Genomic DNA, 12,522 nt, shown 5'->3' on the forward strand with positions numbered 1-12,522 from the left:
GAGATGATGCAAGATATAACCATAGTTTTGGCAACTTATAATGGACTGAATTATATAGAGGATCAGATTGATTCTCTATTGCATCAAACTTCTCAAAGGCATGAAATACTCATTCATGATGATGGCTCCAGCGATGGAACCTGCGAGTACGTTGCCGACTTAAGCAGGAAAAATCCCCGTGTTAAAAATCTTCAGCTTCCGCCTGTTGGCGGAGCCAGCGCTAATTTCTCGCTTCTGTTGCAGAATACAAGCAGTCCATATGTCTTTTGCTCGGATCAAGATGATATTTGGTGTCATGACAAAGTTCTTACAATGATGAAGCAAATCCTCTTTTATGAAGGTATTTATGGGAAAGACGTGCCATTGCTTATACACACTGATCTCAAATTAATTGACCAAGCCGGAGAAAGTCTCGCCCCATCATTCTGGCGCTATCAAAATCTGAACCCACGTTGGGGTGATCAATTCAACCTCATATTGACGCAAAATGTTGTGACTGGCTGTACCATGCTGGTCAATAGGGCATTGCTCAAAAAAGCCCTTCCTGTGCCGGCAGATGCTGTGATGCATGATTGGTGGTTGGCGTTGGTGGCGTGTGCCTTCGGCAGGGTAATCTGGCTGAGTGAACCGACGGTACGCTATCGCCAGCACGCAAGGAACGAGGTGGGTGCCAAGAAGTTTGATGGGCAGTACCTGCTTTCGAAGATGGCGAAGCTAGGTGACCGGAGTGAGGCCCGGCGAAGCCTGGAATCGACCGCGCGGCAGGCAGCGGCTTTCGCTGAACGTTTCCCAGACGCCGCACAGGTGGACCAGGCACGAATTTTCGCTCAACTACCCTATATGTCGCCCTGGCAGCGACGTCAAACCATTGTTCGGGAACGATTTTTCAAGATTGGTATGGTCCGCAATCTGGCTTGGCTAGGACTAACATGACACCCCAGTCTATTTTTCTGATCGTACCCACACTGGATGCCGCACGTCACGTTCCGGCCTTTTCTGCAGCCCTGAACCGCCAGACCAGACAGCCAGATCATGTCTTGATTTTGGACTCAGCCTCTGCCGATAACAGTCCTCAACTTTATCGGCAACACGGTTTTGAAGTTGTCTCGCTTGTTCGCGAGGGATTCAATCACGGGGGCACCCGCAACCGGGGTGCCCACTTGGCCTGTGCACAGGGGGCGCAAATCCTGGTATTTATGACCCAGGACGCCATTCCGGCCCACGATCGCTGGCTAGAAGAACTGGTTGCACCCATTCTCGCGGGCAAGGTGGCAGCCACTTTTGCCCGACAACTGCCCCGCCCCGGTGCCTCATTACTGGAGCAATTTTCCCGGTACTTCAATTATCCAGACAGCAGCCGGCTTCGGCGAGAGGCGAACATCCAACACCTGGGGGTTAAAGCCTTTTTCTTCTCCAATGTCTGCTCAGCGGTGCGGGCCGATCTCTTCTGGTTAGTGGGCGGCTTCCCTGAAGGCGTCATCATGAATGAGGATATGATTCTGGCAGCCAGACTGCTACGAGCGGGACAAGCCACCGAATACGTGGCACAATCGCAAGTTGTTCATTCTCATGACTACACCCTAACCCAGCAATTTCGCCGCAACTTTGACGTGGGCGTTTCTTTCTCGCAAGCAGGACCTCTGCTCAATGGGGCCAGGGTGGGCGGCGAGGGGCTGCGGTTTGTTGCAGGGCAGATGCGTTATGTGCTCAGGCATGGGCATGTGGACCTGGTTCCGCTGGTCCTTCTGGAAGCAGCAGCCAAGTTCACGGCCTTTCAAACGGGTAAACGTCACCGCTTGCTGCCGATAGCCCTTAAGAAGATATTGAGTATGCACCGTTATCACTGGAGTCAGGAAAGGAAGACCTCATGACCTTCAATAACTTACTTGTCACCGGAGGCTGCGGCTTTATCGGCAGCAATTTCGTGCGGTACTGGATGGCGCATCATCCCGAAAGCCACATCGTGGTCTATGACAAGCTGACCTACGCGGGGCGTCAAGAAAACCTGGCTGACCTGTGGGAAGATTCCCGTCTTTCCCTGGTGGTGGGTGATATTACTGACCTGGATGCGGTACGCCGGGCGTGCCAGGAGCACCAGATTGACCTGATCGTCAATTTCGCCGCCGAGACCCATGTGGACCAGAGCATCCTGGGACCGCTGGTGTTTACGGACACCAATGTGCGCGGCACCCACGTTCTGCTGGAAGTGGCCCGTGAGCTGGGCCTCCGCCTGCACCACATCAGCACCGACGAGGTCTATGGGCATATCCGCGATGACCACCAGAGTGTGGAGACTGACGAGTTGGCGCCCCGCAGTCCCTACGCTGCCAGCAAGGCCGCCGCCGATCAACTGGTACAGGCTTATGCCATCACCTATGACCTGCCGGTGACCATCACGCGTGGGGCCAACAACGTTGGCCCGTACCAGTATCCGGAAAAGGCGGTGCCGCTGTTCTCCACCAACGCGATTCTGGGCGAGGCCATTCCTGTGTACGGCGACGGACTGCAGATGCGCGACTACGCCCATGTGTATGACCACTGCACCGGCATTGAAGCCGTGTTGCTGCGCGGCGAGATCGGAGAGGTCTACAACGTCGGGACTGGACGTGAGATGACCAACCTGGAGATGGTGGACATCGTTCTGGAGACGCTGAGTAAGTCACACGATCTGGTGCGGCATGTCACGGACCGCGCCGGTCATGACCGGCGCTACAGCATGAACGTGGACAAGCTGAGGGCCCTGGGCTGGCAGCCCAGGTATGACCCGAAAGAAGCAGTCGCTGAAGCCGCCAGATGGTATGCAGACAACCGTTCCTGGTGGGAGCCGATCCGCAGCGGCGAGTTTCGTGAGTACTACGAGCGCCAGTACGCCGAGCGGCTGGCGGGCACGGCCCAGTGACGATTCCTTCTTCCAATCGCCGGGGCATCATTCTGGCGGGCGGCAGCGGGACGCGGCTGTATCCGGCGACGCTGGCGGTGAGCAAGCAGCTGCTGCCGGTCTACGACAAGCCGATGATCTATTACCCGCTGACCACCCTGATGCTGGGGGGCATCCGCGAGATGCTGGTCATCTCCACGCCGGAGGACACTCCGCGCTTCCGGCAACTGCTGGGCGACGGCTCGCAGTGGGGCCTGAGTCTGGAGTACGCCGTGCAGCCCGAGCCCGGCGGACTGGCGCAGGCCTTCCTGATCGGTGAGGATTTTGTGCGTGGTCATAACAGCGCGCTGATCCTGGGCGACAACATTTTCTATGGCAATGACCTGTCCGACCTGATGGACCGTGCCGATCAGAAGGACGAGGGGGCCACCGTCTTCGCGTATCAGGTCAGTGATCCGGAACGCTACGGTGTGGTGAACTTTGATGCCTCCGGGCGGGCCCTGAGCATCGAGGAAAAGCCTGCCCAACCCCAATCGGACTTCGCAGTCACCGGGCTGTATTTCTATGATGCGCGAGTCACTGAACTGGCCCGGCGTCTGCAGCCCTCGGCGCGCGGCGAGCTGGAAATCACCGACCTCAACAACATCTACCTCGCAGAGGGCTTGCTGGACGTACAGGTGATGCGCCGGGGGTTTGCGTGGCTGGATACCGGCACGCACGAAAGCATGCTGGAAGCCAGTAGCTTCATTCAGACCATCGAGCACCGCCAGGGCCTCAAGGTGGCTGCTCCCGAGGAAATTGCCTGGAGATCGGGCTGGATCAGCACCGAACAGCTGCTCGAACAGGCAGGCCGACTGGCCAAGAACCGGTACGGCCAGTACCTGATGAAAATCAGCCAGGAAAAACGGAGCCACCCATGACCTCAGACCGCAAGATTAAACTGGACGCCTCGACTACCCAGGCACTAACCTTCGAGACCTACCCGGCCGCGCCGCAGATCGACGGGGTCTGGTTTCACGCCCTCAAGAAAAACCGCAGCGAGAACGGCGCGTTCATGGAATACCTGCGTCTGAACGAAACGGGTGTCCAGGGGTTGCCCGGCCCGCTGACGCCCCGGCAGATCAGTATGTCGTGGGCGGCACCGGGACGGATCAACGCCTTTCATATCCACGTGAAGGGGCCGCAGAATGAGCTGTGGTGTGTTCTGAGCGGCCAGCTGATGGTCTGGCTGGTGGATTGCCGTGAGGACAGCCCCACGCTGAACGTGCAACGCAAACTGATCCTGAGCGGTGAGCAGCCCATGCTGGTGCATATTCCCAGTGGAGTGGCACACGGCTACCAGGCCGGAGATCAGGGAGCAACCCTGCTGTACACGATGGACGCCCAGTTCGACATTGCAGACCCCAACGAGGGTCGCCTGCCCTGGAACTTCTTCGGAACGGAGTTGTGGGACGAGGACCGGGGATGAAGATCCTTCTGACCGGCGGCAGTGGGCGGTTGGGCACCGAGTTGCGCGTGCTCCTTCCCACGCTCCTTGCCCCGAGCAGCCGGGTGATGGACATCACCGACATGACGAGTGTGCGGGCCCTGGTCGAGCGTGAGCGGCCCGACGTGATTGTCCATGCGGCGGCTTACACCGATGTGGGGGGCGCGGAGCGGGAACGTGAAGCGTGCTGGGCCGCGAATGTGGAGGGTACACGAAACATGGCGCGCGCTGCCAACGCGGTGGACGCCAAGCTGGTGCATATCAGCACCGATTATGTGTTCAGCGGCGAGACAGGTGGCTACGGCGAGGATGACACGCCGGGGCCAGTCGTCAACTTTTATGCCCTGACCAAGCTGGTCGCCGAGGAGGCTGCCCGCACTGCCCGACACCACCTGATTCTCCGCACCAGCTTTCGGCCACGCGAATTTCAGTATCCGGTGGCCTTCAGCGATGTGTATACCGGTCAGGACTATGTCGATGTGATCGCGCCTCAGATTGCGCTGGCTGTGCAGCATGCCCTGGAGATTGATGACGAGGTGCTGCATATCGTGACCGAGCGCAAGAGTGTCTACGAGCTTGCGCGGCGGCGCAAGCCGGATGTGCAGGAAGGCACACGGGCGGGAGCAGGCGTGGTGCTGCCGGGAGACGTAAGTCTAAACATCAGGCGATGGGAACGGCTGAAAGCTTCCTGGCTCTAATGGTCCGTAGATCGTCGGAACAGCAGCAGACCCAGCCATAGTAGGAACACGAGGACTCCAGTAAGTGCGAGAGGCAATTCAAATTGTTTCCAGCAGACTGGAGACATCAGAGAAAGACGCTGGACGTAGAACGAACTCTGGCCCCCCTGCTCGGCAAGAAGACGGAACGTCTGGTCGGATGTCGCCCGACCGGGGAGTGGGGGCAGTGTGGTAGTGATTGTCAGGCGCTGCTGGAGATGAGGCCGCAGGTTCACCGTGCCATTCATCAGGCTGCCGGCGTGCGGAGCGGTGAAGGTGGTCACCGTGTCGCGGCCGAGCCTGATCTGGAAGTGCTGGCCCGCGGTGGTTGCCAGCACGCTGTAATTCAACTGCTGGGCACCTGCGGCAGGTATAAACAAGATCACCTGGTTATTCAGGGCAGCGTCGTAGGTTTGCAGACCCACAGGACGAAAGATGGAATACAGCTGCCCTGTCCCGTGGAGTATGGGTTGGAGCAACATATTCTCGACAGAAATGGCTATATCGCTGTGGTCGTGGGGTGCAAATGGTCGGAAACGGGGGTCCAAATTGCTTTTATTGGTCAGCAAGCGCAGCTGATTGCTTCCCTGCCGGAGCGGCAACACAAGCCATATATTGTACTTGGCGGGAATATTCAATGTCCTGATCTGGCCCAGTGGGCTGTCGTTCAACCATACTTGCAGGGTTTGGTCCGGGAGGGGCAGCGTGAGGGTTAGGTTGGCGGCAATCCATTCGCTTTTCAGAGCATTCAGTTCAATGGCCGTAACCTTGCCCAATGTCCAGCGACCCCACGCCTCCTGACTCCGAAAGCCGTGAAGGCTATGAATCTGCACGCCGGAAAGTTCGGGGCTAACCCTGGGCACGGTTGTGGGAGCAGACGGGATGTCGATGTCGGTCATATGCCGCGCTTTACTGGCCCGAGGCTAATCCCCACCGCCACCCACCACAACTCCGCAAAATGTGGGCTGGGCAGCGCAATGACCACGTCCACCACATTCATGGCGGTGAAGCCGTACAGGATGGCGACCGTCAGTGCGTCGCCCGCCACGGCTGAGCGCCACAGCGCATAAGCCATCACCACGAGCAGTCCCAGGGTGCCCAGAATGCCCGTTTCAAGCAGCCAGTGCAGCCAGGCGTTGTGGGCGATCAGCCAGACGCTGGTCCAACGTTTGAGGGCTTCTGGACACTGAATGTCATTGCGCTCCAGCGTCGGTGTGAGCTGGCAGCCATCTCTAAATAGGTACGTCAAGTATGGTCCGCCCTGATACGGTCCGACGCCGCCGATCGGCGATGTGTTCCAGCCCAGAACGGCGTCCCGCCAGACATATTCACGCCCGCTGGTCTGGTCGTTGAGCAGACGCTCGACGGGTTGCAGCGGAATGTTCAGCGAGGTGGTCAGGGCGGCCAGACCCAGAACCACCACGCCCGGCAGCAGCACCCACCAGCGCCTTTGTCGCCCGGCAAAGGCCAGCGCAGCCAGGCTTCCCACCCCCAGGGCGAGCAGCGGCCCCCGGCTCCCGGCCGCCAGCAAAGTGGCGAGGGCCAGTCCCCCGGCCGGAAGGCGCCACCACAACCGCCCTCCTCGCCAGAAAAGAACGAGCCACAGCGACACCACCGCCACCAGCCCCAGCGACACGACGTAGTAGTACGGATGCCCCAGGCGCTCCTGCACGCCTGCGAAGCCCAGGGTCAGCAGCGTGTAGCCCCAGGCTGTGGCGAAGATCACCAGTTGTCCCCAGAGCAATGGCCTGAGGTTGCGGCTGTTTCGCAGGTACACACCCGCCGCGATCATGCCCAGAATCAGCAGGGTACGGGCCGCCGCCAGCCCAAACGAGAGCAGCGGCTGGGGCGTGAACAGGGCCGCGATCAGCTGGGTGCTGGCAAAGAAAAAGAGAACACACCGCGCGGCTAGCGGCAACGTTCGCAAGCGGCTCAGGGCTCCCAGCGCGGCCAGGTACAGCGGTGGAAACACCGGAACCAGCGCGATCAGCCCGCCCACCCACTTTGGCAGAGTGAAGCTGGGGGCGGCCGGGGAAGAACTCACGCGCGCCAGTATAGGTGGCCAGTACAGGTGCAACAAAAAACCCCCGCCAGGGCGGAGGCTTTCAGTGGTGACCCCAACGGGATTCGAACCCGTATCGCTACCTTGAAAGGGTAGTGTCCTAACCGTTAGACGATGGGGCCACACCACTTCAGTTGTTCGGTTGCTGGCCCAGAGGACACAGATTCCGGTGACTGCCTTTCAAGGGGTGCCGTTTCCGGCACGCACAGAAAGATAGCCGCTGAGGTAAGGCCACGTCAAGGGGGGGGAGGGCGAGAGCGGGGAGATGGGGCCACCCCCCGCTCCGTCCCGGTCCCCAGGGCCAGGGGATTTACATGTGCAGCGCGCGCTTATCTGCCGCCAGGGCCGCTTCCTTGACCACCTCGCTGAGCGTGGGGTGGGCATGGATGGTGCGGGCGAGGTCCTCGCTGCTGCCTCCGAATTCCATGATCGCCACCGTTTCCCCGATCAGTTCCGAGACGTTGGGGCCCACCATATGGACACCCAGCAGCTTGTCGGTATCGGCGTCGGCGACCACCTTCACGAAGCCGCGCGTGTCGTTGTGGCCCAGGGCGCGGCCGTTGGCACTGAAAGGAAACTGCCCAGTCTTGACCCGGTGGCCCGCATCCGTGGCTGCCTTCTCGGTCAGGCCGGCCCAGGCGATCTCAGGGCTGGTGTAGATCACCCAGGGAATCACGTCGTAGTTGACGTGTCCGGCCTGTCCGGCGAGCATCTCGGCCAGGGCCACGCCCTCCTCCTCGGCCTTGTGGGCGAGCATCGCTCCGCCGATCACGTCGCCGATGGCATAGACGCCCGGCAGGTTGGTGCGGTAGTGGTTGTCCACCTTCACGAAGCCGCGCTCATCCAGCGCCAAGCCCACGGCGTCTGCACCCAGGCCCGCCGTGTGCGGCACGCGCCCGATGGACACGATCAGCTTGTCGTACTGCGCGGTCACTTCCTGGTCCTTCTCGGTGTAGGTAACGGTCACCCCGGCATCGTCCTGCTCGACCTTCGTGATCTTCACCCCGAAGTGGAAGTCCAGGCCCTGCTTCTTGAAGTGCTTGAGGGCCTCCTTGCTCACGGCGTCGTCGGCAGCCATCAGAAAGCCGGGCAGGGCCTCCAGAACCGTGACCTGCGCGCCCAGACGGCGCCACACGCTGCCCAGCTCCACACCAATCACGCCCGCGCCGATCACGCCCAGCCGGCCCGGAATTTCCGTGAATGCCAGGGCGCCGCTGTTCTCCACGATGTGGCCGCCAAAAGGGGCCAGCGGAAGTTCACGCGGGCTGCTGCCGGTCGCCACGATCACGTGCCGGGCCTTGACCTCTGTGCCGGCGGCGTTGACCACCCAGTCCTCGCCGTCCTGCCGGACCAGCTGGCCCAGTCCCGGGATGGAGGTCACCTTGTTCTTCTTGAACAGGTAGGCGATGCCGCCGGTGAGCTTGTCCACCACGCCGGTCTTGCGCGACAGCATCTTGGCGAGGTCAATGCTCGCGCCGGCGACCTGAATGCCGTGGTCGGCCGCGTCGTGCTGAATCATCTCGAACTTCTCGGAAGAATCCAGCAGGGCCTTGCTGGGAATGCAGCCCACGTTCAGGCAGGTGCCGCCCAGGGAGGGTTTGCCGTTCCGCGTGAAATCGTCCACGCAGGCGGTCTTGAAGCCCAGCTGCGCTGCCCGGATGGCCGCCACGTAGCCTGCCGGGCCGCCGCCAATCACCAACACGTCAAAGGAATCCATATCACCCCCGAGCGTAGCACCGCCCCCCACGCCGGATGGTGGCGCGTTCCTGCAGCGGGGACAGAACGCCTGCCCCCTGGGAAGGGCCCTGGATCACGCGCGGCGGTAGCGCTTGGTGGGCCGGCCCACGCTGGGGCCGACCGTCTCGGCCTGCACCTCGCCCTGGGCAAGCAGGTGTTCGAGGTAACGCCAGGCGGTCACGCGGCTCAGGCCCAGCTGCTGCCCCACCTCCGAGGCGCTCAGGCTGAGCTCGGACGGGTCCCACAGCGCGGCCGTGACGGGGGGCAGGGCGGCGATCAGGCGTGACTCGCGCAGCGACCGCTCGGCTTTGGGCAGGAGCTTGCGCTGCTGGCGATTCTGCTGCTGACGAGCAAGGGGGCGGCGGGCGTGACCGGCAGCGGCTTCGTGGTGCTCGCGGGGACCCTGGCCACCCTGGGCAGTGTGCCGGTGGCGGGCCTGGCACTGATCCTGGGCATTGACCGTTTCATGAGCGAGGGCCGCGCGATCACCAACATCATCGGCAACGGCGTCGCCACGCTGGTCGTGGCCCGCAGCGAGAACGCCGTGGACATGAACCGCCTGACCCGCGTGCTGGACGGTGAGCAGCTGCCGCCCGTGAACGCCGACGTGAAGGCCGAGGAGCACGGAGAGGGCCGCACGCTGTGAGGCGCCCAGCTCGCCTGACCTGTCCCAGACAGAAAAGACGCCGCGCCGTGGGCCCCCTGCCCCGGCGCGGCGTGCTCGTGCCCTCCCTGGTCCAGGCCAGTCGGGTTCAGGCCAGCTCGGTGTACGCGGCGGCCACCCGCGCCGCCACCGCCGCGTTGTGACGCACCAGCGCGATGTTGGTTTCCAGGCTGCGGCCCCCCGTGATCTCCACGATGCGCCCCAGCAGGTAGGGCGTGGTGTCCTTGCCGGTCAGGCCCAGCGCGTCCATGTCTGCCAGGGCCTGCTGAATCTGCGGCTCCATCTCGGCGGCGGGAATCTCGGCGTCCTCGGGGACCGGGTTGGCGAGCAGCACCCCTCCCCGCAGGCCCAGCGACCACTTGGCGTGCAGCACGCGGGCCACCTCGGCCTCGCTGCGCACGCTCAGCGGCGAGGCAAACCCGCTGTGGCGCGAGTAGAAGGCGGGAAATTCATCGCTGCCCAGCGTGATGGCGGGCACGCCCTGGGTCTCCAGGACCTCCAGGGTCAGCCCGATGTCCAGGATGCTCTTGACCCCTGCGCTGACTACGCACACGTCGGTGCGGGCGAGTTCCAGCAAGTCGGCGCTGATGTCCATGCTGTGGCCCGCACCCCGGTGGACCCCCCCCGTGCCGCCCGTGGCGAACACCCGGATGCCCGCGAGCGCGGCGATCCGCATGGTCGAGGCCACCGTGGTCGCGCCGTGGCCGCCCAGCGCCACCGTCACCGGCAGGTCGCGGGTGCTGATCTTCTGAACGTTTGGGTCGGTTGCGAGCACTTCGAGCTCGTCACTGTTCAGGCCCACCTTCAGCCGCCCGCCCAGCACGGCGATGGTGGCCGGAACCGCGCCGTTCTCGCGCACGACCGCCTCCACACCGCGCGCCATCTGGGTGTTGTGCGGGTACGGCATGCCGTGGCTGATGATGGTGCTCTCCAGCGCCACCACGGGCCGGCCGGCGGCGAGCGCGTCGGCAACCTCCGGGTGCAGGTCGAGGTGGGCGGCGACTTCGGGACGGATGGAGGACGGGACCATGCCCTGCAGGGTAACGCCGAACGGCGCCGGATTCAGTCGGCGTGTACCTGGGCCAGCGCCGCCCGCACCCGTCCGCGCGTCAGGTCCGGCACCACCGTCCGGGTGCTGGCGACCGTCAGGGCCGCCGCCGCGTGGCCCTCGCGTGCCGCCTGTAGAGGCGTTTCCCCGGCAAGCAGCGCCGCCAGGAAAGCGGCGAGCATGGCGTCTCCGGCTCCGGTCACGTCCACCACACGCGTCTTCAGGGCGGGCAGTTCGGTCACGCCGCCTGCCCCCGAGAGCAGGCTGCCGTGTGGGCCGCGCCGCACCCACACGACCTCCACGCCCTGCGCGTGCAGCGTATGCGCCGCCGCCGTCAGGGCGGGCAACGTGTCGGGCACCGGCGCTCCCACCAGCGCCCCGAGTTCGGCCACGTTCGGCGTAACGGCCCAGGGAGCGGGGCCTGCCGTCAGCACCGCCCGTGAGCGCTCGGCCTTGGGCACGCTGACGGGTTCAAAGACCACTCGCGCCCCCCCCTGCGCCGCCCGCAGAAGCAGGTGCGCCAGCGTCGCGGGGGGCAGGTTGCCGTCCGCAACGACCCACGGTGCGCCCACCCGCACCGCCCACCGGTCCTCCAGCGCCGCCGGGGTCAGGGCGTCCGTGACCTGCATCGCGGCGACCGCGATCACCAGTTCACCAGTGTCGTCCAGCACCGCCGTGTAGGTGCCGGTCGGGGTGCCGGGCACGCGCAGCACCGGAGAGACGTCCACGCCCGCCGCCGCCGTGCTCTGCAGTAACCCATCGCCCAGCGTGTCGTTCCCCACCGCCGAGAGCAGGGCGGCGCGCACGCCCAGCCGGGCCAGATTCTCGGCCACGTTGCGGGCCACGCCGCCGGGGGTCTGGGCCGACGTGCCGGGATTGCTCGTGGCGGGCACGGCGGAGGCCAGCGTGCGCAGCTTCACGTCCACGTTCGCGCCGCCGATGACCAGAACCTGGGGAGGTGGAGCAGAGGAGAGGAGCATGGTGGAGCATGCTAGCGGGCCGGGGCCACTCAGTGCGCGGAGCGCTCCCCGGTGACCTCCCACAGCTGCAGCACCTCCGCCGCCTCGTCGGCGTGCATCTGTTCGATCAGGGCGCCGCGAAAGGTGGCGACGCTCTTGCCCGCGGCGCGGGCGTCGCCCCATGCGGCGAGCACGGCGCGGGCCTCCTCGGCCTGCTGGGGTGTGACGCCGTAGGCGGCGTGGGCAGGGCCGATCTGGTCGGGGTGAATCACCGTCTTTCCGGCGAACCCCAGGCTGCGGCCCTGCTCGCATTCGGCGGCAAATCCCTCGGGGTCGCGCACATCGTTGTATACGGCGTCCAGCGGCAACTTGCCGTGGGCGCGGGCGGCCAGGACCACCGCCGAGAGGGCGTGCAGCAACGGCAGCCGCTGCGGATGCGGGCGTGTCCGCAGCGCGCGGGCCAGGTCGTTGGCGCCCACGAGCAGGCCGGCCACGTCCGGAACGGCGGCAATGGCCGGGGCGTTCAGGACCCCGGCGGGCGTCTCGATCATGGCCCACACGGGCAGGCCACAGGCCAGGGCCGTCACGGTGCGGGCGTCCTCGACCTTGGGCAGCACCAGCCCCGCCGCGCCCGACTGCCGGGCCATCTCGCAGTCGTCGGCGGCCCACGCGCTGCCGGGACCGTTGACGCGCACGAACACCGGTCCCGGCCAGCCGCCCGCCAGCAGCGCCGCCCGCACATTTCCGCGGGCCGCCGCCTTGTGTTCCGGGGCCACGGCGTCTTCCAGATCCAGGATGACGGCGTCGGCGTTCAGCGTGCGGGCCTTCTCCAGGGCGCGGGGCTTGTCGCCCGGCACGTACAGCACCGAGCGCAGCGGCCGGGTCAGGGCACTAGGGTGTGTCCGCAAACCCTGGAGGCAGTGTAAAAATGACGTGTGGTTCGGCGTTACGAGTTGACCGATGAGCAGTGGA

12 protein-coding genes, 1 tRNA gene and 1 pseudogene are annotated in these 12,522 nt (G+C 64.1%); 7 read left to right on the top strand and 7 right to left on the bottom strand.

Annotation, left to right across the window (positions count from 1 at the left end; translation table 11 throughout):
- Window positions 1-3 precede the first annotated feature (3 nt).
- From IEY21_RS14225 to IEY21_RS14250, 6 genes are read left to right on the top strand one after another with little or no spacing between them, the layout of a single operon-like run.
- Window positions 4-933 (top strand): glycosyltransferase family 2 protein, encoded by a 930-nt coding sequence (locus IEY21_RS14225; RefSeq protein WP_188905010.1) that lies wholly within the window; start codon window positions 4-6, stop codon window positions 931-933.
- Window positions 930-1,871 carry a glycosyltransferase family 2 protein gene (locus IEY21_RS14230; protein ID WP_188905011.1) on the top strand — a complete coding sequence of 314 codons (942 nt, stop codon included), beginning with the start codon at window positions 930-932 and terminating at the stop codon, window positions 1,869-1,871. Before IEY21_RS14225 ends, IEY21_RS14230 begins: the two co-directional genes overlap by 4 nt.
- Window positions 1,868-2,899, top strand: a complete 1,032-nt coding sequence (gene rfbB, locus IEY21_RS14235; RefSeq protein WP_188905012.1) for a dTDP-glucose 4,6-dehydratase — start codon at window positions 1,868-1,870, stop codon at window positions 2,897-2,899. Before IEY21_RS14230 ends, rfbB begins: the two co-directional genes overlap by 4 nt.
- Window positions 2,896-3,798 (top strand): glucose-1-phosphate thymidylyltransferase RfbA, encoded by a 903-nt coding sequence (gene rfbA, locus IEY21_RS14240; protein ID WP_188905013.1) that lies wholly within the window; start codon window positions 2,896-2,898, stop codon window positions 3,796-3,798. Before rfbB ends, rfbA begins: the two co-directional genes overlap by 4 nt.
- Window positions 3,795-4,346: a dTDP-4-dehydrorhamnose 3,5-epimerase family protein gene (locus IEY21_RS14245; RefSeq protein WP_188905014.1), complete on the top strand. Its 552-nt coding sequence runs from the start codon at window positions 3,795-3,797 to the stop codon at window positions 4,344-4,346. The genes rfbA and IEY21_RS14245 overlap by 4 nt, the downstream gene beginning before the upstream one ends.
- The gene (locus IEY21_RS14250; RefSeq protein ID WP_188905015.1) at window positions 4,343-5,062 is read left to right on the top strand and encodes an SDR family oxidoreductase; all 720 of its coding nucleotides are present in this window, start codon (window positions 4,343-4,345) and stop codon (window positions 5,060-5,062) included. Before IEY21_RS14245 ends, IEY21_RS14250 begins: the two co-directional genes overlap by 4 nt.
- On the opposite strand, the gene IEY21_RS14255 is transcribed toward IEY21_RS14250, so the two are convergent.
- The 4 genes from IEY21_RS14255 to lpdA all read right to left on the bottom strand — a co-directional run bounded on the left by IEY21_RS14255 (window position 5,059) and on the right by lpdA (window position 8,859).
- On the bottom strand, window positions 5,059-5,979 hold the full coding sequence (locus IEY21_RS14255) for a hypothetical protein (RefSeq protein WP_188905016.1): 921 nt from the start codon (window positions 5,977-5,979) through the stop codon (window positions 5,059-5,061). The genes IEY21_RS14250 and IEY21_RS14255 overlap by 4 nt on opposite strands.
- The gene (locus IEY21_RS14260; RefSeq protein WP_188905017.1) at window positions 5,976-7,124 is read right to left on the bottom strand and encodes an O-antigen ligase family protein; all 1,149 of its coding nucleotides are present in this window, start codon (window positions 7,122-7,124) and stop codon (window positions 5,976-5,978) included. Before IEY21_RS14260 ends, IEY21_RS14255 begins: the two co-directional genes overlap by 4 nt.
- 65 nt (window positions 7,125-7,189) lie before the next feature.
- Window positions 7,190-7,264: transfer RNA gene (locus tag IEY21_RS14265), tRNA-Glu, on the bottom strand.
- A 188-nt stretch (window positions 7,265-7,452) separates the two neighbouring features.
- Window positions 7,453-8,859 (bottom strand): dihydrolipoyl dehydrogenase, encoded by a 1,407-nt coding sequence (lpdA, locus tag IEY21_RS14270; RefSeq protein ID WP_188905018.1) that lies wholly within the window; start codon window positions 8,857-8,859, stop codon window positions 7,453-7,455.
- Window positions 8,860-9,180: 321 nt separating this feature from the next.
- Between lpdA and IEY21_RS14275 the strand changes: the two are divergent.
- A pseudogene (locus IEY21_RS14275) lies at window positions 9,181-9,525 on the top strand (cation:dicarboxylate symporter family transporter); the annotation flags it as partial.
- A 106-nt stretch (window positions 9,526-9,631) separates the two neighbouring features.
- On the opposite strand, the gene IEY21_RS14280 reads toward IEY21_RS14275, so the two are convergent.
- Genes IEY21_RS14280 through IEY21_RS14290 form a run of 3 tightly spaced genes read right to left on the bottom strand, consistent with a single transcriptional unit; the run spans window position 9,632 to window position 12,458 of the window.
- On the bottom strand, window positions 9,632-10,573 hold the full coding sequence (locus IEY21_RS14280) for a pseudouridine-5'-phosphate glycosidase (protein WP_188905019.1): 942 nt from the start codon (window positions 10,571-10,573) through the stop codon (window positions 9,632-9,634).
- 32 nt (window positions 10,574-10,605) lie between these two features.
- Window positions 10,606-11,571, bottom strand: coding sequence for a carbohydrate kinase family protein (locus IEY21_RS14285; protein ID WP_188905020.1), 966 nt, complete (start codon window positions 11,569-11,571; stop codon window positions 10,606-10,608).
- A 29-nt stretch (window positions 11,572-11,600) separates the two neighbouring features.
- Window positions 11,601-12,458 carry an HpcH/HpaI aldolase/citrate lyase family protein gene (locus tag IEY21_RS14290; RefSeq protein ID WP_229753119.1) on the bottom strand — a complete coding sequence of 286 codons (858 nt, stop codon included), beginning with the start codon at window positions 12,456-12,458 and terminating at the stop codon, window positions 11,601-11,603.
- Between the last annotated feature and the right edge of the window lie 64 nt (window positions 12,459-12,522).

The organism is Deinococcus aerophilus (assembly GCF_014647075.1).
GTDB classification, from domain to species: Bacteria; Deinococcota; Deinococci; order Deinococcales; family Deinococcaceae; genus Deinococcus; species Deinococcus aerophilus.